Origin of the sequence: Streptomyces sp. B93 (genome assembly GCF_018070565.1) — a bacterium.
GTDB lineage: Bacteria > Actinomycetota > Actinomycetes > Streptomycetales > Streptomycetaceae > Streptomyces.
Genome location: NZ_JAGPXL010000003.1, coordinates 216330 through 235431, shown reverse-complemented (window position 1 = coordinate 235431; position 19102 = coordinate 216330). Strand labels below are relative to the sequence as shown.

At 73.8% G+C, this 19102-nt stretch carries 21 protein-coding genes; 7 read left to right on the top strand and 14 right to left on the bottom strand.

The genetic code is table 11. The annotated features are described in order from the left end of the window. Positions 1-79: 79 nt before the first annotated feature. Positions 80-961, bottom strand: a complete 882-nt coding sequence (locus KBY47_RS04850; protein ID WP_210919635.1) for a DUF6424 family protein — start codon at positions 959-961, stop codon at positions 80-82. Between the two features lie 233 nt (positions 962-1194). Here KBY47_RS04850 and KBY47_RS04845 point away from each other — a divergent pair, with 233 nt between their 5' ends. Together KBY47_RS04845 and KBY47_RS04840 are read left to right on the top strand one after the other, a co-directional pair. Further along, complete coding sequence (locus KBY47_RS04845; protein WP_210919634.1) at positions 1195-1590, top strand: hypothetical protein; 396 nt, start codon at positions 1195-1197, stop codon at positions 1588-1590. A gap of 2 nt (positions 1591-1592) precedes the next feature. Further along, positions 1593-3626, top strand: a complete 2034-nt coding sequence (locus KBY47_RS04840) for a caspase family protein (RefSeq protein ID WP_210919633.1) — start codon at positions 1593-1595, stop codon at positions 3624-3626. 45 nt (positions 3627-3671) lie between these two features. Here the strand turns inward: KBY47_RS04840 and KBY47_RS04835 are convergent, their stop codons facing one another. Further along, entirely contained in the window at positions 3672-4235 is a 564-nt protein-coding gene (locus KBY47_RS04835; RefSeq protein ID WP_210919632.1) for an NAD(P)H-dependent oxidoreductase, read from the bottom strand. 143 nt (positions 4236-4378) lie between these two features. On the opposite strand from KBY47_RS04835, the gene KBY47_RS04830 reads away from it, so the two are divergent. Beyond that, complete coding sequence (locus tag KBY47_RS04830; RefSeq protein WP_247694207.1) at positions 4379-5050, top strand: TetR family transcriptional regulator; 672 nt, start codon at positions 4379-4381, stop codon at positions 5048-5050. A gap of 73 nt (positions 5051-5123) precedes the next feature. Further along, positions 5124-6170: a LacI family DNA-binding transcriptional regulator gene (locus KBY47_RS04825; protein ID WP_210919630.1), complete on the top strand. Its 1047-nt coding sequence runs from the start codon at positions 5124-5126 to the stop codon at positions 6168-6170. Positions 6171-6244: 74 nt separating this feature from the next. On the opposite strand, the gene trxA is transcribed toward KBY47_RS04825, so the two are convergent. Continuing rightward, on the bottom strand, positions 6245-6640 hold the full coding sequence (gene trxA, locus KBY47_RS04820; protein ID WP_210919629.1) for a thioredoxin: 396 nt from the start codon (positions 6638-6640) through the stop codon (positions 6245-6247). Positions 6641-6763: 123 nt separating this feature from the next. Between trxA and KBY47_RS04815 the strand changes: the two genes are divergently transcribed. Next, positions 6764-8194, top strand: a complete 1431-nt coding sequence (locus KBY47_RS04815; RefSeq protein WP_210919628.1) for an NAD(P)/FAD-dependent oxidoreductase — start codon at positions 6764-6766, stop codon at positions 8192-8194. A gap of 28 nt (positions 8195-8222) precedes the next feature. On the opposite strand, the gene KBY47_RS04810 is transcribed toward KBY47_RS04815, so the two are convergent. The 8 genes from KBY47_RS04810 to KBY47_RS04775 form a co-directional block, all read right to left on the bottom strand. Then, complete coding sequence (locus tag KBY47_RS04810; protein ID WP_210919627.1) at positions 8223-8897, bottom strand: peptide deformylase; 675 nt, start codon at positions 8895-8897, stop codon at positions 8223-8225. Positions 8898-8979: 82 nt separating this feature from the next. Next, positions 8980-9327 (bottom strand): tetratricopeptide repeat protein, encoded by a 348-nt coding sequence (locus KBY47_RS04805; RefSeq protein WP_210919626.1) that lies wholly within the window; start codon positions 9325-9327, stop codon positions 8980-8982. 50 nt (positions 9328-9377) lie between these two features. After that, on the bottom strand, positions 9378-9830 hold the full coding sequence (locus KBY47_RS04800) for a MarR family transcriptional regulator (RefSeq protein ID WP_210919625.1): 453 nt from the start codon (positions 9828-9830) through the stop codon (positions 9378-9380). Next, positions 9827-10309, bottom strand: coding sequence for a MarR family winged helix-turn-helix transcriptional regulator (locus KBY47_RS04795; RefSeq protein WP_210919624.1), 483 nt, complete (start codon positions 10307-10309; stop codon positions 9827-9829). The genes KBY47_RS04800 and KBY47_RS04795 overlap by 4 nt, the downstream gene beginning before the upstream one ends. A 77-nt stretch (positions 10310-10386) precedes the next feature. Then, positions 10387-11352 carry a pirin family protein gene (locus KBY47_RS04790; protein WP_210919623.1) on the bottom strand — a complete coding sequence of 322 codons (966 nt, stop codon included), beginning with the start codon at positions 11350-11352 and terminating at the stop codon, positions 10387-10389. Positions 11353-11579: 227 nt separating this feature from the next. Next, the gene (locus KBY47_RS04785) at positions 11580-12827 is read right to left on the bottom strand and encodes a cation:proton antiporter (RefSeq protein WP_210919622.1); all 1248 of its coding nucleotides are present in this window, start codon (positions 12825-12827) and stop codon (positions 11580-11582) included. A 6-nt stretch (positions 12828-12833) separates the two neighbouring features. Continuing rightward, positions 12834-13319, bottom strand: a complete 486-nt coding sequence (locus tag KBY47_RS04780) for a cation:proton antiporter regulatory subunit (RefSeq protein WP_210919621.1) — start codon at positions 13317-13319, stop codon at positions 12834-12836. A gap of 128 nt (positions 13320-13447) precedes the next feature. After that, on the bottom strand, positions 13448-14194 hold the full coding sequence (locus tag KBY47_RS04775) for a DUF4142 domain-containing protein (protein WP_210919620.1): 747 nt from the start codon (positions 14192-14194) through the stop codon (positions 13448-13450). Positions 14195-14413: 219 nt separating this feature from the next. On the opposite strand from KBY47_RS04775, the gene KBY47_RS04770 reads away from it, so the two are divergent. Both KBY47_RS04770 and KBY47_RS04765 read left to right on the top strand, forming a co-directional pair. After that, positions 14414-15391, top strand: coding sequence for a threo-3-hydroxy-L-aspartate ammonia-lyase (locus KBY47_RS04770; RefSeq protein WP_210919619.1), 978 nt, complete (start codon positions 14414-14416; stop codon positions 15389-15391). Positions 15392-15513: 122 nt separating this feature from the next. Beyond that, complete coding sequence (locus KBY47_RS04765) at positions 15514-15873, top strand: cupin domain-containing protein (RefSeq protein WP_210919618.1); 360 nt, start codon at positions 15514-15516, stop codon at positions 15871-15873. Positions 15874-15897: 24 nt separating this feature from the next. On the opposite strand, the gene KBY47_RS04760 is transcribed toward KBY47_RS04765, so the two are convergent. The 3 genes from KBY47_RS04760 to KBY47_RS04750 form a co-directional block, all read right to left on the bottom strand. After that, positions 15898-17184 (bottom strand): VWA domain-containing protein, encoded by a 1287-nt coding sequence (locus KBY47_RS04760; protein WP_210919698.1) that lies wholly within the window; start codon positions 17182-17184, stop codon positions 15898-15900. A gap of 62 nt (positions 17185-17246) precedes the next feature. Then, positions 17247-18104, bottom strand: a complete 858-nt coding sequence (locus tag KBY47_RS04755; RefSeq protein ID WP_210919617.1) for a MoxR family ATPase — start codon at positions 18102-18104, stop codon at positions 17247-17249. Positions 18105-18183: 79 nt separating this feature from the next. Next, complete coding sequence (locus KBY47_RS04750) at positions 18184-19029, bottom strand: NAD(P)H-binding protein (RefSeq protein ID WP_210919616.1); 846 nt, start codon at positions 19027-19029, stop codon at positions 18184-18186. Positions 19030-19102 lie beyond the last annotated feature (73 nt).

Here is a 19102-nt window from a genome sequence, read left to right as displayed (position 1 = left end):
CGCCCGCAGCGGCTTGGCCCAGTCGGCGCCGGCCCGGCGGGCCGGGCGGTACGGGGTGTGCGCCGCATCCCCCTTGCGTTCAGGGTTGCGGCGGCACCGCCGCATCGGCCGTGAGCGGGCCGGAGGCGGTGCGGCTGCCGGGGGCGATCTGCTCCGCGAACGCCTGGAGCGCCGCGGAACTGTTGGGCGGCAGCACCGCCATCAGCCTCAGCTCCTGGGCCTCGGCCACCGTGTCCGCGGCCGCGCTGCCCTCCGGCACGTGCAGCAGCCGGACGTGCCCGTCGCCGGACCCGCGGCGGTCCACCGGGGCCACCGCGCCATGGGTGCCGTCGGGCAGGGTCACCCACAGCTGGAAGTCCTCGTAGCGGAAGTAGTCCGCGCCCTTGATCGGCCACGGGTAGTGGTGCTCGCCGGGTACCTTGGGCAGGATGCCCTGGTGGTTGGCCCGGCTCAGCGGGACACAGGCGTTGAACAGCGAGTCGGTCCACGCCTCCACGCCGTCGGCGTCCGTGACCGGGGTGCGCAGCAGCTCCTCGGCCTGCTCGTAGCCGAGCGCCGCCAGCGCGGGCAGGGTGCGCGGGAAGGCCCCGACGAGTTCGGCGGCCTCCCGGCGCAGCCGGTCCACCTTCACCGGGTCCGCGCAGAACTGCATGCTCCACTCGACGCCGACCCTGGCCCGGTACATCTGCCAGCCGCCGGTGCCCTTGATCCACAGACTGCCGCCGTGGTGCATCTCCCAGTACTCGTTGGCGCCGGGCCGCGGGCCGTAGGGCAGATGCTCGTCGCCGGTCTCGGCGAGGATCTTCTTCGCCGCCTTCTTGGCGGCCCGGAAGTACGACGACTCGAACCGCTTGGGGTGTTTGACGAGGCGTATCCGCCAGGGATGGTTGCCGCTGCGGATGCCGGCGGGCTCCAGCCCGGCCGGAGTCCGGGACGTGTGGGTGGAAACGGTGTCGGCCATGGCGGTCCTCCTGCTGCGCCTGTGGCGCTCCCCTGTCCCCATCGTGGGCCCGGGGGCCGGGTACCGGCCAGTCGTCGGCAACGGTTGAACCATCAAAAAGGAAGAGTTGAACCGAAACCCACTGGTTTGCCACCCCGTGCGGGGCGACACACACTGTAAGCAAAGACGTGGAGCCACCGGTCGTCCGACGACTCCGCGCCGCCCCGACGGACCGCTAGCGAGGGGCTGAACCGGTGGAGAGAGAACTGCGGATCGTCCTTTCCGAGGAAGGGGCGGAACCCGAGCGGGTGGCCCGGCTGACCGGCTACCTCCGCGAGGAACTGCTCCAGCTCGACGTGGACGACGTGACGGCCGTCCCCGGCGGCGAGCCACCCCCCGGCGCCCGGGTCGCGGGCATCGCCGCGATCGGCACCCTGCTGGTGCACCTGGGCGGCGCCGCCACCGGCCTGGGGCAGGTCGCCGCCCTGGTACGGAACTGGTGGGGCCGCAGCAGCGAGGAGGAGGAGAACCGCCCGGCGCTGCGGCTGTCCATCGGCGACGACGTACTGGAGATCTCCGAGGCGACGGACGAGCAGGTGACCGAGGCCCTCGACCTGTTCGTCAAGCGTCACTCGGCGGTGGGTGCCTAGCCATGGGCGGTACCAGGGACGCGCTGATCATCGCGAACGACAGCTACGACAACGAGGGTCTGAAGAAGCTGAAGGCGCCCGCGCACGACGCCGTCGCCCTCGCCGAGGTGCTCGGCGCCCCCGACATCGGCGGCTTCCACGTCGACGTGATGCGCAACGAACCCGCGCACGTGATCTCGCTGCGCATCGACGACTTCTTCGCCGACCGCCGCCCGGCCGACACCCTCGTGCTGCACTTCTCCTGCCACGGCCTCAAGAGCGAGTCCGGCGAGCTGTACTTCGCCGCCCGCAACACCCTGCCCCGCCGCCTCGCCTCCACGGCCGTCGCCGCGGACTTCGTGCGCGGCCGGATGACCACCACCCGGGCGCGCAGCGTCGTGCTGTTCCTCGACTGCTGCTACGGCGGGGCCTTCTCCCAGGGGCCGGCCTCGGTACGGGCCGCGGAGGACGCGCACGTCCTGGACTCCTTCGCCGGGGAGAAGCTCGGCGGCGGCCGGGGCTGGGCCGTCATCACCGCGTCCAACTCCATGGAGTACGCCTTCGAGGGCTCCGACCTCGCCGAGGGCTCCGCGCCCCGGCCCCGCCCCTCGCTCTTCACCCACGCCGTGGTGCAGGGGCTGGCCACCGGAGAGGCGGACCTGGACGAGGACGGCCGGGTCTCCCTGGACGAGCTGTACGAGTACGTCTTCGACCACGTCCAGCGGCAGAACCCCCACCAGACGCCGAGCCGCACCGTCGACATGCAGGGCGACATGTACCTCGCCCACAGCCACCGGCGCCGGATCACACCGGCGCCCGTCCCCGACGACCTCCGCGCCGCCATGCGCAGCCCCGACCTCTACACCCGGCGCGGGGCCATCGCGGAGCTGCGCGCCAGGATGGAGAACGCGGACCTGCCCATCGCCATGGGGGCGCGGGAGGCGCTGGCGGAGATGGTGCGCAAGGACATCCGGTTCATCGCCGACGAGGCACAGCGGGCACTCGGCGAGATCGCCATCAACCCGCACCCGGTCCGCGTGGACTTCGGCACGGTGCCGCGGGGCGCGCCCGAGCCGCACCGCGCGGTACGGCTGCTCGGACCGCCGCTGGCCCGCTCCTGCGCGCCGCACCCCAAGGACGACTGGCTGCGGGCGGCCCAGACGGACGACGGCCTCGACGTGAGTGTGACGACCGCGAAGGCGGGACGGCTCAGTGGGGACCTGGTGCTGAAGGGGGTGGTGGGGGAGGCGATGGTGCGTGTGGAGGCGGAGGTGGTCCCGGCCGAGCGCACGGCTCCACCGGAGCCGGAGAAGCGGCCTTCGCCGCAGGGGGACGGGCACGCTGACGCCACGCGGCCCGCGGAGCCCGCGCCGCCGCCTCGGCCGCCGGAGCATGTCCCGCCGCCTGCCCCGCAGGGGGACGAGGGTGCCCCGCGAGTCGACGAGGGCGCCACGCGCCCGCTGGGGGAGGTGCCGCCGCCTCCGCCGTCGGGGCGGGTCGACGAGGGCGCGACGCGGCCGTTGGGGGAGGTGCCGCCGCCTCGGCCGACCCGGCCGCTGGGCGACGTACCGCCGCCGCCTCCGCGGCAGAGCGGCAGGGTCACTCCGCCGCGCAAGGAGACCGCCCCGCCGCCACCGCGCCGGCCGCCGCCCCCGGCGAGGCGGGTGCCCGCGGGTGCGCGCCGTGCCCCCGTCCTGGCCGCCATCGCCCTCGCGCTGGCCGTCACCGCGCTGTTCACGGGCGTGCTGGCCGCCGTCGCGGCGACGAAGGTCGGGGAGGCGCTGCGACGGGACGGCGGGATCGAGCACATCCGGGAGCACGCGTCGCAGAACGGCCTGCTCACCCCGCTCCTCGTGGCGCTGGCCGCGGCGGTGGCCGCGATCGTGTTCCGGGCGCTGGCCCGGCACGAGCTGGGCGCGCGGCCCGGCCGTCACCCGGAGTCGGCGGAGCGCGCCACGAGGGCGCTGACCTGGACGGCGAACCTGATCGCGGTCCCGGTCGCGATCATCGCCCTGCTGCTGGCCCTCGCCTACTTCGTCACGCTCGGCGTGGCCTGACCCCGCCGCACCGCGCGGGCGTGCGGCGGGGGAGGGGGCCCGGACTCAGGCCGCGACCTGGGTGCCGGCGTGGCCGTGCAGCTGGGCGACGACCTCGGCGAGCTGCGCCGCGACCTCGGCGTCGTCGGCCGGGTGGGTGTCGGCGAAGCGGGTCACCGAGCCGGGGATGGACAGCTTGACGTCCTCCAGCACCTTGCCGCCCGCGATGCCGACGGCCTTGCGGGCCTCGTCCTGCGCCCACACGCCGCCGTACTGGCCGAAGGCGGTGCCGACCACGGCGACCGGCTTGTCGGTGAGGGCACCGGTGCCGTACGGGCGGGACAGCCAGTCGATGGCGTTCTTCAGGACGGCCGGGATGGTGCCGTTGTACTCGGGGGTGAACAGCAGTACGGCGTCGGAGGCGCCGGCGGCCTCACGCAGCCGCGCGGCGGCGGCCGGGACGCTGCCCTCGACGTCGATGTCCTCGTTGTAGAAGGGCACCTCGGCCAGGCCCTCGTACAGCCGCACGTCGACGCCTTCCGGCGCGAGCTTGACGGCCGCCTCGGCGAGCTGGCGGTTGTGCGAACCGGAGCGAAGGCTTCCGACGAGCGCGAGGATCTGCACGGTCATGAGGGTCTCCCAGAGGGTCAAAAAGGGGTGTGACGGGACTGCTCGAAAACGACGAGCAAGAACCGGACCGAGGTCCGCTTCCACTTTGTAGCACCCTAACCGGACCGCGGTCCATTTTCTTCCCGATGCTTTACGCTGTTTTCATGTCAGCCGCACTGCCGCCCCTGTCGTCGTCCCAGGAGGCCCTGGACGACGCCGAGTTGATCCAGCTCGGCACCCCCGACGAGGAGCAGTGCCTGCGCGCCGACGCCGCGCGCAACCGGGCCCGGCTGCTGGAGGCCGCGGCCCGGCTCGTCGCGGACCACGGCGCCGCCGGGGTCACCATGGAGGCGGTGGCCGCTGCCGCCGAGGTGGGCAAGGGGACCGTCTTCCGCCGCTTCGGTGACCGGGTCGGGCTGCTGACGGCGCTGCTGGACCACTCCGAGAAGAAGTTCCAGGCCGCGTTCCTCTCCGGGCCCCCGCCGCTCGGCCCCGGCGCGCCACCGGTGGAGCGGCTGAACGCCTTCGGCGTGGCCACCCTGCGCCGCTCCGCCGACGACCTGGAGCTGCAACTCGCCGCCCAGGGCGGCCCCGACCGCCGCTTCAGCCCGCCGCCGTGGCGGCTGCACTACGGCCATCTCCTGATGCTGCTGCGCGAGGCGGCCCCCGACGCCGACTGCGAGATCCTCGCCCAGACCCTGATGGGCTACCTCGACCCCGCCGCCATCCACCACCTGACCCGGCGGTGCGGCATGCCGATGGACCGCCTGGAGGCCGGGTGGCGGGACCTCGTCGCCCGGCTGACCGGCACCTCCCGCCGGCCCGACCGCGCCTGACCCCCGGCGCCGGTTTCGTACAAGATTCACCCGTCGGGTCCCGGGCGACGGCCCGTCCGCGGCTTCTGCCAAGATGCCGTACGTCATGGTGCAGATACCCAGATCGCCCGCGCCCGCGTCGCCCTCCGGCAGCTCCGTGCCCACCAGCGCCGATGTGGCACGCCTGGCCGGAGTCTCGCGCGCGACCGTCTCCTACGTCCTGAACAACACCAGCGCGGTACGGATCAGCGAGCCCACGCGCCGCCGTGTGCACGAGGCCGCCAAGGAACTCGGCTACGTTCCGCACGCCGCCGCCCGCAGCCTGCGCGCCGGGCACAGCCGGATGGTCCTGATGCCCGCCCCGACCATCCCGGTGGGCCCGCTCTACAGCCAGTTCCTCAGCGAACTCCAGGGGGCGCTGGGCCGCCTGGACTACACGGTCGTGCAGTACGGCACCGCCGGCGTGCACGGCGACGAGGCCGCCCGTGCCTGGGCCGAACTGCGTCCGGTCGCCGTCCTGGTGCCCGGCTCCGGCCTCGGCCCACAGGGCGTCGCCGTGCTCAAGCGCTCCGGCGCCCGGGCCGTGGTGACCCTGGGCCCCGGGACCGTCGACGGCGCCCACGCCCTGCTCATGGACCACGCGGCCGTCGGCCGGGCCGCCGCCGCCCATCTGTACGCCCGCGGCCGTCGCCGTATCGGCGTGGTGGTCCCCGAGGAGCCGGGCCTGGAGGTCTTCTCACGGCCGCGCCTGCACGGCGTACGGCACGCCCTGCGCGGCACCGACGCCACCGTCACCGAACTCCCCCTCGCCTACGACGAGGAGGCCGCGGCCCGCTTCGCCGGGCGCTGGCGCAGCCTCGGCCTGGACGCTGTCTTCGCCTACAACGACGAGTACGCGATGCTGCTGATGCGCGCCCTGAAGGACCACGGCGTCCGCGTCCCCGGCGAGACGGCGGTCATCGGCGCCGACGACCTGATGCTCGGCAGGCTGCTGCGCCCCCGGCTCAGCACCGTCCACATCGAACTGCCCTCCGGCCGAGACCTCGCCGAACTCGTCGACCGGGCGGTCCGCAACCCGACCGCCCCACCGGAGCGCCGCGAGGTGCTGGGCGCCTCGGTCGTCGCCCGCGACTCCACCTGAACACACGGGTACGCCGCCCTGCCGGTGCGCGAGGCCCGGCCCGGCGGCGTACCCGAGGCGGATGCGGGGGAGCCCTACTGGGCGGTCTGCCCGTCCTGGCCCTCCTGCGCCTGCTGTGCGGCCACGGCCTTGCGCACCTCGTCCATGTCGAGCTTGCGGGCCTGCCCGATGACATCGGTCAGCGCGGCCTCGGGCAGCGCGCCCGGCTGCGCGAACACCGCCACCCGGTCGCGGACGATCATCAGCGTGGGGATCGACTGGATGCCGAAGGCCGCCGCCAGCTCGGGCTGCGCCTCCGTGTCCACCTTGCCGAACACCAGGTCGGGGTTCTCCTCGGCCGCCTTCTCGTAGACCGGAGCGAACTGACGGCACGGGCCGCACCAGGCCGCCCAGAAGTCGATCAGGACGAAATCGTTGTCCGTGACCGTCTGGTCGAAGTTCTCCTTGGTCAGCTCCACGGTGCTGCTCATGGCGTTTTCCCTCTTCCTGGTGTCGGGGCGAGGCCACCGGCTCAACACGGCCGGACCGACTCGTATTCCGCCCGCGCTCGTACCCGTGTGGCCCCGCGCCACACCACCCACCAGACTGATCCCATGACGGAAACGGATTCCAACGCATACGACGTGGTGGTGCTCGGGGCCGGGCCCGTGGGGGAGATCGTCGCCGAGCGCACCCGCGCCGCCGGCCTGTCCACCGCGGTCGTGGAGAGCGAACTGGTCGGCGGCGAGTGCTCGTACTGGGCCTGCATGCCCAGCAAGGCCCTGCTGCGCCCGGTCATCGCCCGCGCGGACGCCCGCAAGGTGCCCGGCCTGAGCCAGGCGGTGCAGGGCCCGCTGGACACGGCCGCGGTGCTCGCCCACCGCGACGACAAGACCTCCCACTGGCGGGACGACGGCCAGGTCGACTGGCTCGACGGCATCGGCGCCGACCTCTACCGGGGCCAGGGCCGCATCAGCGCACCCCGCACGGTCACGGTCACCGGCCCGGACGGTGCCGCGCACATCCTCACGGCCCGGCACGCGGTCGCCGTGGCCACCGGCAGCCGCGCCCTGCTGCCCGACCTGCCGGGCCTGGACGGCGTACGGCCCTGGACCAGCCGGGAGGCCACCAGCGCGAAGGCGGCGCCCGGCCGGCTGATCGTGGTCGGCGGCGGAGTCGTCGCCACCGAGATGGCCACCGCCTGGCAGGCCCTCGGCTCGAAGGTGACCCTCCTGGTGCGCGGCAAGGGCCTGCTGAACCGCATGGAGCCGTTCGCGGGCGAACTCGTCCAGGAGGCGCTCACCGAGGCGGGCGCCGACGTACGCACCGGCACCTCCGTGAAGTCCGTGTCCCGCGAGAACGGCACCGTCGTGGCCATCACCGACACCGGTGACCGCATCGAGGCCGACGAGATCCTCTTCGCCACCGGCCGGGCCCCGCGCACCGACGACATCGGCCTGGACACCGTCGGCCTGGAGCCCGGCTCCTGGCTCCCGGTCGACGACAGCCTCCGCGTCGAGGGCTTCGACTGGCTGTACGGCGTCGGCGACGTCAACCACCGAGCCCTCCTCACCCACCAGGGCAAGTACCAGGCACGCATCGCGGGCGCCGCCATCGCCGCCCGCGCCGCCGGGGACTCCCTCACGGAGGCCGGCCCCTGGGGCGCCCACGCCGCCACCGCCGACCACCACGCCGTCCCGCAGGTCGTCTTCGCCGACCCGGAGGCCGCCGCCGTCGGCCTGTCGCTGGCGGAGGCCGAGCAGGCGGGGCACCGGGTGCGGGCCGTGGACGTCGAGTTCACCTCGGTCGCCGGGGCGGGCCTGTACGCCGACGGCTACAAGGGCCGCGCCCGGATGATCGTCGACCTGGAGGACGAGATCCTGCGCGGGGTGACCTTCGTCGGCCCCGGCGTCGGTGAACTCATCCACTCGGCGACCGTCGCGGTGGCCGGTCAGGTGCCGATCGGCCGACTGTGGCACGCCGTCCCGTCCTATCCGACGGTCAGCGAGGTCTGGCTGCGGCTGCTGGAGGCCTACCGGGGCTGACCGCACGCACGGGCGCGGGCAGCCGGTCTCACTCGGGCAGCCCGAAGCCCAGCTCCCGGGCGGCGTCATGGGGCGTCGGCGCGTTCCAGCGCTCCGCCATCGCCTGCCCGGAGGAGAGGGACCGCAGCTCGGCGCGGTCCAGGTAGAGGACGCCGTCGAGGTGGTCGGTCTCGTGCTGCACGATCCGCGCGGGCCAGCCGGTGACCACCTCGTCGAGCGCCCGGCCGTGCTCGTCCTGGCCCGTCAGCCGCACCGCGGCGGGCCGGGACACCACGGCCTGCCAGCCCGGCACGCTCAGGCACCCTTCGAAGAACGCGGCACGCTCCGTGCCCACCGGCTCGTACGACGGGTTCACCAGCACCCGGAACGGCTGCGGCACCCGCCCGCGCGCCACCCGCACCTCCTCGGGCACCGGCGCCGGGTCCTCGATCACCGCGATCCGCAGGCCCACCCCCACCTGCGGCGCCGCGAGGCCCACCCCGGGCGCCGTACGCATGGTGAGCCGCAGGGCGTCGACGAAGCGGGCCAGCAGCACGGGCGGCAACTGGCCGTCGTACGGCCGCGTACCGCGGCGCAGGACCGGGTCACCGGCCGCCACGATGGGCAACGGGCCACCGGTGGCGAGGAGTTCCTCGACCCGGTCGACGAGCGGCGGGCGGTCGGCGGAATCGGCGGAAGGGCCGGAGTCGGCGGGAGGAGGCATCCGGTCAGCATGACACGCGTCGCCGCTCCCGGAGGGGCAGTGCGCGGGCCCGGCTCCCGGGGCGGGGAGCCGGGCCCGTGTGTCAGAGCTGTTCGAAGTCGCCCGCGAGGGCCGAGGCGAGCCGCAGGTGAGGCTCCGCCTCCGCCGCGCGGCCCTGCCGCTCCAGGGTGCGGCCGAGCAGCAGACGGGCGTAGTGCTCCACCGGGTCGCGCTCCACGATGACGCGCAACTCGGTCTCGGCGCGGCGCAGTTGGGCGGAGTGGTAGTAGGCGCGGGCCAGCAGCAGGCGCGGTCCGGTCTGCTCCGGCGTCTCCTCGACCAGACCACCCAGCACGCGGGCCGCGGCCGCGTAGTCCTTGGCGTCGAAGAACATCCGCGCGCGCTCCCAGCGCTCGGCCGGTGTCCCGTGGTCGTAGTACGTCATGTCCACTCGTGACCTCCTTCGACGGCCTCAACCACCTGGGATGGTTAAACATTCCACTACTTCAGGGCGGCGAGTTCCGCGTCGGCGCGCTCGGTGACCAGGGCCAGCACCCGGCCCGTGGCCGCGAGGTCCGCCGCCGGGATGTCCGCCCAGATCCGCGCCGAGACCGGCGCGGTCTCGGCGGTGACGGCGGCTTGGAACTCCCGCCCGGCGTCGGTGAGCCGCACGGTGTCCTCCTCGGCCGCGCAGAGCCCCTTGGCGACGAGTTGGCCGACGGTCTCCCGCACCAGGGCGGGGTCGGTCTTCAGGGAGCCGACGACCTGCCCGACGAGTGCCTCCCGCCCGATCGGGCCGTCGGCGACGGCGACCACCCGCAGCGTCACCGACTGCTCGAAGGTGGCGCCGTGGCGGGCCAGTACGGATTCCAGCACCCCGCGCGCCGCGTAGTGGGCGAGTGCGAGGACGCGGCTGTCGACGGGGGGTGCGGTGGTGGAGGTGACGGTGGTCATGACGGCTCCTGCCTGTGATCGACGGATGGATCGAGCGGTGCGTCGAGCAGCGTCGCGAGGTCCCGCGTGAACTCCTTGGCGCGCGGCCCGTCGAGGCCGCCGAGGGGCGCCAGCAACTGCTGGAGCAGCCCGTGGACGACCCTGATGGCGCGCCGGGTGACCTGGCGGCCCTCCTCGGTGAGCGCCAGCTGGACGGCTCGGGGGTCGTGCGGGTCGCGGGTGCGCTCCAGGAGACCGGCGGCCTCCAGGGCGCGGGCGAGCTTGGACACGTAGAGCGGTTCGAGTCCGGTGTGGTCGGCGAGGCGGCGCTGGCTGGGCCGCTCACCGGCGCGGTGCATGCCGTGCAGCGAGGCGACCAGCGCGTACTGCGCGTGGGTCAGCCCCAGCGGCGCGACGGCACGGTCGACCGCGACCCGCCACTTCATCGACAGCCGCCAGACCAGGAAACCGGGCGTCGCGCCCTCGGGTGCCGCACTCATGCCGGATACAGTACATGGCTACTATATGCATGGCTACTATTTGTGCGTACGCGACGGCTGAGGCCACCGCGCCGCCGTCAGCGCACCCGCCCCCGGGGCTTCAGCGGGGTCGCCGGGAGGTCCGGTGCGGACAAGGGCGTGCCGTCGTAGCCCTTGACCTCGCCGAAGCGGGTGCCGTGGGTCCAGTCCTCGCGGGCCTGTTCGATCTCCGCCTGGGTGCGGCCCACGAAGTTCCACCACATGATCAGTTCCTCCTCGAACGGCTCCCCGCCGAGCAGCATCACCCCGGCGTCCGACTCGGCGCGCAGGGGCAGTCCGGTACGGCCGCAGCCGAGGTAGAGCATCGAGCCCGGCAGCACCGGCACGCCGTCCACCCGCACCTCGCCGGACATCGCCAGCACCCCGTACTCGAAGTCCGGCTCCAGCGGCAGCGTCACCTCGGCGCCGCCGCTCAGCGCGAGATCGGCGCCGACGATCGGGGTGTACGCCGTCCCGGGCGAGGCCGCCCCGTCGAGCGAGCCGAGGATCACCGTCGCCGTCAGACCGGGTGCCGTGACGGTGGGCAGCCCGGCGTTGTGCTCGAACCAGGGCTCGGTGTGCCGGTGGGCGTCCGGCAGGGCGACCCAGAGCTGGGCACCGTGCAGGAAACGCGCGTGCGACCGCGGGCTCTCCTCCGAGTGGCTGATGGCGCGGCCCGAGGTCATCAGGCCCAGCTCCCTCGGGCGGATGGTCTGGAGGCTGCCCGTGGAGTCGCGGTGCAGTACCTCGCCCTCGTGCAGCCAGCTGACCGTCTGCAGGCCCATGTGCGGGTGCGGGGGCACCTGCATGCCGGGCTCGTCGGCGATGTCGTCGGGGCCGTAGTGGTCGACGAACGCCCAGGCGCCGATCATCCGACGGCCCAGGTTGGGCAGCAGCCGCCGTACCTCGGTGGACTCCCCGAGCGGTACGCGCCGGGGGCTCAGCAGTTCACGGACCGGTTCGGCGACGACGAACCCACGTCCGCCGCACACGCTCGGCACGGGCGCACGGTCAAGATTGCTCATGCCGCACAACCTAGCGCCCGGCGTCGACGTCCCGCAGCGCTACGACACCGACAGCGACCGCGCGCCCCCAGGGGCGCGGGGAACCGCGCACCGAGCAACAACGCCCTCAGCAGACAGGCCACGGCAACGGCACGCCCCGGAGGCGCGGGGAACCGCGCGACCAGTCATGACGCACCCGCCCCCGATCCCCCACCGGCCCCCGATCCACCACCCGCCCGCCGCAGGCGTCAGCGGCCCACCGTGTCATGGTCGTCGACCGGCTGCTCGGGCCGCGCCGCGGGCGGCCCCGGCACCGGCCCCGCCGCCCCGCCCCGGTGCAGCAGCGCGGTCACGCGCAGGGCGACGGGCTCGGTGAAGCGCGCGGTGAGCGAGCCGACGATGACCAGGATCAGCACGTACGCCGTGGCCAGCGGGCCCAGATCCGGTTCGATCCCCGCGGTGACGGCGAGCCCCGCGATGACGATCGAGAACTCGCCGCGCGCCACCAGCGCGCCCCCCGCCCGCCAGCGGCCCTTGACGGATATCCCGGCGCGCCGGGCGGCCCAGTAGCCGGTGGCGATCTTCGTCAGCGCCGTCACCGCTGCCAGCGCCAGCGCGGGCAGCAGCACCGGCGGGATGGTCGCCGGGTCGGTGTGCAGTCCGAAGAAGACGAAGAACACCGCGGCGAACAGGTCCCGCAGCGGCGCGAGCAGCGTGTGCGCGCCCTCGGCGACCTCACCGGAGAGCGCGATGCCCACCAGGAACGCTCCCACCGCCGCCGACACCTGGAGCTGCTGGGCGATCCCGGCGACCAGCAGGGTCAGCCCCAGCACCACCAGCAGCAGCTTCTCGGGGTCGTCGCTGGAGACGAACCGCGAGATGTGCCGCCCGTAGCGCACCGCCAGCAACAGCACCAGCCCCGCCACCCCGAGCGCGATCGCCAGCGTCACGCCTCCAGCGGCGAGTCCGGTCCCGGCGAGCAGCGCGGTGATCACCGGCAGGTAGACCGCCATGGAGAGGTCCTCGAGGACGAGGATGCTCAGGATCGTCGGCGTCTCCCGGTTGCCGAGGCGGCCCAGGTCGCCGAGGACCTTGGCGATCACGCCGGACGAGGAGATCCAGGTGACCCCGGCCAGGACGACCGCGGCGACCGGCCCCCAGCCCAGCAGCAGCGCCATCGCCGCGCCCGGCAGGGCGTTGAGCGCGGCGTCGACCAGCCCGGCCGGGTAGTGCGTCTTGAGGTTGGTCACCAGATCGCTGGCCGTGTACTCCAGGCCGAGCATCACCAGCAGCAGGATGACGCCTATCTCGGCGCCGATGGCGACGAACTCCTCACTGGTCCCGAGCGGCAGCAGCCCACCGTGCCCGAACGCGAGCCCGGCGAGCAGATAGAGGGGGATCGGCGAGAACTGGAACCGGGCGGCGAACCGCCCCAGCAGCCCCAGGGCGAGGATGATCGCGCCGAACTCGATCAGGAAGACAGCTGAGGAGTGCACGTCGGTTCACTCCCGCCCGAGGATCGAGGCGGCCGCCTCCACACCCTCCCGGGTGCCGATCACGATCAGGGTGTCCCCGCCGGCCAGCCGGAAGTCGGGGGCGGGGGAGGGGATGGCCTCGGCCCGGCGCAGCACCGCCACGATGGAGGCGCCGGTGTCCGTGCGCATCCGGGTGTCGCCGAGCAGCCGTCCGTTCCAGTGGGAGACCGCGGACAGTTCGATCCGCTCGGCCACCAGTCCGAGGTCGGTGGTGGAGAGCAGGTTCGGCGTGTGGTGCTCGGGCACCAGCGCGTCGATGAGGGTCGCGGCCTCCTCGGAGGTCAGCCGCACCGACAGCGAGCACGCGTCGGGGTCGTCCTTGGCGTAGGCGTTCAGCGTCCGCTGGCCGTCGCGGTGGGCGACCACCGACAGATGGCGCTGCTCCCGCGTCGTCAGGTCGTAGCGGACGCCGATCCCTGGCAACGGTGTACTGCTGAGGCGTGGCGCGCCCATGGTTGACCCCTCCTCCCGGCGGGCCGGTCCCGCGGTCGGGGGACCACGGACATGCCCGCGCGTGACCCGTGGGGATCATCCTATGTGCGTACCGCCCGGTCCGACGTGGACCGGGCGGTACGGCCCGCTCAGCGCACCGTCGGGCTCGGGCTGGGCGACGGCCCGGTGGTCTGGACGTCGAGGTCGGGGCGCGGGGTGAGGACGACGACCGGGGAGCCGGGCTGCGGCGGGGGCGGGGTCAGCTGCTCCTGGGGCAGCTTCGGGGGCGCGGTCTGCTGGAAGTTGACCTGGTCGTAGTTGACCATGCCGGTGTTCTCCAGCACGGTGATGTGGTCCAGGACGGTGTCGTTGGCCTGGTCGGCGAGCTGCCGCACGAGCGTGTTCTGGGTGCTGGCGCGGATCTTCGCGATCGCCGGGAAGATCTGGCCGTGGGTGACCCGCATGATGTTGGCGGCGGTGGAGTCGAACTCCCGGCCGGACTTGGACTCGATGGTCGCCACGAACTGCTGCTGCTGCGGGGTCGCCTGGTTGGGCAGGATGATGCCCAGCTCGGGGGCGATCTTCCGGCAGGTCGCGTCCAGCGCCGCATGCCCGACGATCAGGTGCTCCCCGGCCTCCTTCATCTCCGCGGTGGTGCCCCGCTCCATGGCCAGCTCGCCCAGCGGGTACTCCCACAGTCCTGCGGAGCGCACCTTGACCACGAAGTCGCGGTCGGCCTCGGTCAGCGGGCCGTACTGGGTGTTGGCGATGATCCGGCTGGTGTCCGAGGCGGTCTTGTCGATGCCGAGCACGGCCGGGTACGCGAGCGCGGTGAGCGTCAGACTCAGCGCGCCGCCCACGAAGACGGTCCCGACCAAATTGCGCGACAGGCGCATCGTGCCTCCCGTAGTGAACAGCCCGAACGCCAGGGAGTACGGACGGAAGCGGCGCGGCAATCACCGTGAGCGGCAAAACTTGCCGGTATCCGGTGTGGCGTCGGTCACAGGCGCCGAGTGCCTGGACGGTGAGTACAGTGATCGGACGGAATGTCCGGACATGGCGGCGGGGCGGGCCGCCGCCCGTTCCGCCGTCGCCGCACCCCGAGGGAGGACCCCGTGACGACCAGCACCCCTGAGGTCACCGCCGCCGACGTCCGCGCCGCCGCCACCCGGCTCGAGGGCGTCGTGCACCGCACCCCGGTGCTGCGCTCGCGCACCCTCGACGCCCGCGTCGGCGCCGAGGTCTTCCTCAAGTGCGAGAACCTCCAGCGCGTGGGTGCCTTCAAGTTCCGCGGCGCCTACCACGCGGCGTCCCGGCTGGCGCCCGAGCGCCTCGCCCGGGGCATCGCCGCCTACTCGTCCGGCAACCACGCCCAGGCCGTCGCCCTCGCCGCCCGGGAACTCGGCACCACCGCCGTGATCGTCATGCCCGAGGACGCCCCGCGCTCCAAGGTCGCGGCGACCGCCGGGTACGGCGCCGAGATCGTCACCTACGACCGCTACTCCGGCGACCGGGCCGCCATCGCCGAGGCCCTGGCCGCCGAACGCGGCCTCACCCTCATCCCGCCGTACGACCATCCCGACGTCGTCGCCGGACAGGGCACCGCGGCACTGGAACTCCTGGAGGAGACCGGGGAACTGGACGCCCTGGTCGTCCCGGTCGGCGGCGGCGGGCTGATCGCCGGGAGCGCCCTCGCGGCCAAGGACCTGCACCCGGGCATCCGCGTCGTCGGCGTGGAACCGGAGGCCGGGGACGACACCAGACGGTCGCTGGCGGCGGGCCGCCGGATCAGCGTGCCCGTCCCGCGCACCATCGCCGACGGGCAGGCCATCACCACCCCGGGCGAACTGACCTTCGCCGTGAACCGGCGGCTGGTGGACGCCGTCGTCCTGGTCGGCGACGAGGAGATCCGCGAGGCGATGCGCTTCGCCTTCGAACGGCTGAAGACGGTCGTCGAGCCCAGCGGCGCCACCCCGCTCGCCGCCCTCCTCACCGGCCGGGTGACCCCGCTGCCGCGCCGGATCGGGGTGATCGTCTCCGGCGGCAACGTCGACGCGGAACGCTTCGCGGAGCTGTGCGGGCACGGGGCCTGACGGTCCGTCCCCGAATGGCGGCGCCCGCTGGACGGGCGGACGATGGAAGGGCGGCGGCGGGGTCACCGCGGTGCCAGTGGGGGCAGCCGGAGACCGGCCCCGCGGCCGGAAGGGAGAGCGTCATGCTGGAGGTCAAGACGCTGGACAAGCCCGACGAGCGCCGCGATTTCCCCCGGGGCCACCTGGAGGCGGTCCACATGTCGGGGCTGGACTTCGCCGTGGCGACGTTCGAACCGGGCTGGCGCTGGTCGGAGTCGGTGAAGCCGCTCGCCGGGACCGACAGCTGCCAGGTCCACCACAACGGCTACGTGGTCAGCGGACGTCTGCACATCGCCATGGACGACGGCGGGGAGCAGGAGGTCGGCCCCGGCGACGTCTTCGTGTGCCCGCCCGGCCACGACGCCTGGGTGGTCGGCGACGAGCCCTGCGTGGCCTACGACTTCGCCGGACAGATGGCCCAGGAGTACGCCAAGGCCGACTAGCCGACCGAGGGGCCCGCCGTCCGTTCACACCGGCAGCAGCCGGGACACGATCGCGCCGAGTTGACGGGCGTTGCGGCACTCGTGCATCTCCACCACCCCGGCGTACTCGGGTGCCGCGGAGTCGCCCGTGCCCCACTGGGCGCGCGGCTCGGGGTTGAGCCAGTACAGGCGCCGGGCCCGCTCGGCGATCCGGCGTACGGCGGGCAGGTTCGGGTCGCCCATGTTGGTGCGCGCGTCACCGAGGACGAACACCGTGGTCCGCGGGCCCACCGCGGCGCCGTACCGTTCCGCGAACTCGCCCAGGGCGACGCCGTAGTCACTGCTGCCGTGCCAGCCGGTGAGCGTCGCCTCGGCCCGGATGCGGGCGCCCAGCCCTTCCGGGTCGGCGGCGCCGTGCTCCAGCAGCCCGGTCACCTCGTCGATCCGGTTGACGAAGGCGAACACCCGCACCTTGCTGAACTGGTCGTGCAGCGCCTGCACCAGCAGCATCGTGAAGTCGGAGAAGCCCGCCACCGACCCCGACACATCGCACAGCAGCACCAGTTCCGGCCGGGCCGGGCGGCGTCTGCGCAGCACCGGCCGCATCGGCACCCCGCCCGTGGACAGCGAGCCGCGCAGGGTGCGGCGCAGGTCGATGGTGCCCCGGGTGGCGCGACGGCGGCGGGCGGCCAGCCGGGTGGCCAGCTTGCGGGCCAGCGGCCGTACGGTCCGGCGCAGTTCGGCGACCCGGTCCTTCCCCGCGTACAGGAAGTCCACCCGGTCAGCGGTCGGCGCCACCGCCCGCCGGGCGATCTCGTCGCGCCCGCGCCGCTCGGCGACCCGCTGCCGCGCCTCCGCGGCCACCTGCCCCCGGAACACCTCGATCCGGCGCCGGATCTCGTCGTCCAGCAGCCGGTCGGCGAACCCCTGCGCGCCGGGCCGCATGCCCTGCCGCACCCGCGCGAGCAGCGTCTGCGGACGGATCCGGTCCAGCGTCTGGTACGACGACCAGCCGTCCGACCCCGGGGAACTCCCGTACCCGCCGAACCCGTCCACGGCCTGTGCCGCCAGCCGTCCCAGCAGCTCGGTGTCGTTCGCGGTGAGCGCGGCGGCCAGCCGCTCCCGCAGGTCGTCCCGGTCCGTCGTGCCCGCCCCGGGACCGCCGACGCCGCGCGGGAAGTACAGGTCGAAGACCGGGTCGAACACCGGCCGCTGGGCCTGGGTGTGCAGCAGTGTCGCCGCCAGCCCCTCGCGCAGCAGCTCCCGGTCCGCGAGACCGAGTTCGGCCACCGCGTGTGCCGCGTCAACCGTCTCCCCGGTGCCGATCCGCATGCCGTGCCCGCGCAGGGCGGCCACCAGCCCCGTCAGCCGGCCCACGAGGGGGTCCGGGGCCGTCACACGGCGTCCAGGTCGAGCTTGGCCGCCGCCTTGACGACGTCGTCCTGGTGCTTGAGGACCACGCCCAGGGTGTCCCGTACGACCTTCTCGTCGAGGGTGTCCGCGCCGAGCGCCAGCAGGGTGCGGGCCCAGTCGACGGTCTCCGCGACCGACGGTGCCTTGCGCAGGTCCAGCGCGCGCAGCGCCCCCACGACCCGGACCACCGACTCCGCGAGCGCGGTCTCGATGCCGGGCACCTTCAGCCGTACGATCCGCCGCTCCAGCTCCTCCTCCGGGAACCCGATGTGCAGGAAGAGGCAGCGGCGGCGCAGCGCCTCGGAGAGTTCCCGGGTGGCGTTGGAGGTGAGCACGACGAACGGGCGGCGGGTGGCGGTGACCGTGCCCAGCTCGGGCACGGTCACCTGGAAGTCGCTGAGGACCTCCAGCAGCAGGCCCTCCACCTCCACATCCGCCTTGTCGGTCTCGTCGATCAGCAGCACCTTCGGCTCGTCGCCGCGGATGGCGGTGAGCAGCGGCCTGGGGAGCAGGAACTCCTCGCTGAAGATGTCGGTGCGGGTCTCGTCCCAGGTCTCGTCGCGGCCCGCGCTGATCCGCAGCAGCTGCTTGGCGTGGTTCCACTCGTACAGCGCCCGGGACTCGTCGACGCCCTCGTAGCACTGGAGCCGCACCAGCCGGGCGCCCGCGACCCGGGCCACCGCCTTCGCCAGCTCCGTCTTGCCGACACCCGCCGGGCCCTCCACGAGCAGTGGCTTGCCGAGCCGGTCGGCGAGGAAGACGGTGGTGGCGACGGCGGGGGACGCCAGGTATCCGGTCTCCGCGAGCCGGGCGGAGACATCGTCGACGGAAGTGAACAACCGGCCCTCCGGGCATCGCGGCGATGGGGTCCGCCCCTATCCAAGCGCTTGTTCACCCGATCTGTCACGGGTCACCGGCTCACCGGAACGCGGCCGCGTACCGCCGGGCCCACTCCGCGAAGGTGCGCGGCGGGCGCCCGAGGACCCGTTCGGCGTCGGGGCTGATCCGCCGCTCGGCCGGGGTCGGCGCACCGAGGATGGCCAGCGTTGTCTCTACCACGGGCTCCGGCAGGAACGCCAGCATCGCCTCCCGGGCCTGCTCCCGGGTCAGCTCGACGAAGCGGACCGGTTCCCCGAGCGCGTCGCCGAGGGCCGCCGCCTGCTCGCGCGGGGTGACGAGCGCCGGACCGGTCAGCTCGTAGCTCCGCCCGGCGTGGCCGTCCTCGCGCAGCGCCGCGGCGGCGACCCCGGCGATGTCGTCCGGGTCGATCACGGGCAGTCCGGTGTCCGCGAACGGCGCGGCGACCGTCCGTTCGGCGCGCACCGACCCGGCCCAGGCGAACGCGTTGGACGCGAAGCCGCCGGGCCTGAGGACCGTCCACTCCAGTCCCGACTGCCGTACGGCGTCCTCGATGGCCCGTGCGACGCCGCCGTGGGAGGCCGACTCCGGGCGGGTCGTCACCCCCTGCGAGGACAGCAGGACGACGCGCTCGACGCCCGCGGCCTTCGCGGCGCCCAGGACGCCCGGCGCGTCGAGCAGGTGGGCGCTCGGCCCGCCGTTCTGGAGGAACAGCGCGGCGGCGCCGTCCAGGACGGGCCGCAGGCTCTCCACGTCGGTGAGGTCGGCGGGCAGCCGCCGTACCCCGTCCGGCAGGTCCGCGTCGAGCACCCCGCGCGAGGTCGCGGTCACCGGCGCACCGGCCGCCGCGAGGGTCCGTACCAGCGGGCGCCCGACGTTACCGGTCGCCCCCGTCACCACGATCATGTCCAACTCCCCAGCAGTCGCTCTCGGTTGACGCGGGGAAGCTAACATCGGGGGGATAGTGGGTACCTAGGGG

Bases quoted from the DNA above. Each gene is read 5' to 3' on its own strand.
- KBY47_RS04835 (WP_210919632.1), bottom strand. From the start codon at position 4,235: ATGACCGTGCAGATCCTCGCGCTCGTCGGAAGCCTTCGCTCCGGTTCG.
- KBY47_RS04815 (WP_210919628.1), top strand. From the start codon at position 6,764: ATGACGGAAACGGATTCCAACGCATACGACGTGGTGGTGCTCGGGGCC.
- KBY47_RS04850 (WP_210919635.1), bottom strand. From the start codon at position 961: ATGGCCGACACCGTTTCCACCCACACGTCCCGGACTCCGGCCGGGCTG.
- KBY47_RS04775 (WP_210919620.1), bottom strand. From the start codon at position 14,194: ATGCGCCTGTCGCGCAATTTGGTCGGGACCGTCTTCGTGGGCGGCGCG.
- KBY47_RS04800 (WP_210919625.1), bottom strand. From the start codon at position 9,830: ATGACCACCGTCACCTCCACCACCGCACCCCCCGTCGACAGCCGCGTC.
- KBY47_RS04825 (WP_210919630.1), top strand. From the start codon at position 5,124: ATGCCGTACGTCATGGTGCAGATACCCAGATCGCCCGCGCCCGCGTCG.
- KBY47_RS04795 (WP_210919624.1), bottom strand. From the start codon at position 10,309: ATGAGTGCGGCACCCGAGGGCGCGACGCCCGGTTTCCTGGTCTGGCGG.
- KBY47_RS04780 (WP_210919621.1), bottom strand. From the start codon at position 13,319: ATGGGCGCGCCACGCCTCAGCAGTACACCGTTGCCAGGGATCGGCGTC.
- trxA (WP_210919629.1), bottom strand. From the start codon at position 6,640: ATGAGCAGCACCGTGGAGCTGACCAAGGAGAACTTCGACCAGACGGTC.
- KBY47_RS04810 (WP_210919627.1), bottom strand. From the start codon at position 8,897: ATGCCTCCTCCCGCCGACTCCGGCCCTTCCGCCGATTCCGCCGACCGC.
- KBY47_RS04750 (WP_210919616.1), bottom strand. From the start codon at position 19,029: ATGATCGTGGTGACGGGGGCGACCGGTAACGTCGGGCGCCCGCTGGTA.
- KBY47_RS04765 (WP_210919618.1), top strand. From the start codon at position 15,514: ATGCTGGAGGTCAAGACGCTGGACAAGCCCGACGAGCGCCGCGATTTC.
- KBY47_RS04790 (WP_210919623.1), bottom strand. From the start codon at position 11,352: ATGAGCAATCTTGACCGTGCGCCCGTGCCGAGCGTGTGCGGCGGACGT.
- KBY47_RS04760 (WP_210919698.1), bottom strand. From the start codon at position 17,184: ATGCGGATCGGCACCGGGGAGACGGTTGACGCGGCACACGCGGTGGCC.
- KBY47_RS04840 (WP_210919633.1), top strand. From the start codon at position 1,593: ATGGGCGGTACCAGGGACGCGCTGATCATCGCGAACGACAGCTACGAC.
- KBY47_RS04830 (WP_247694207.1), top strand. From the start codon at position 4,379: ATGTCAGCCGCACTGCCGCCCCTGTCGTCGTCCCAGGAGGCCCTGGAC.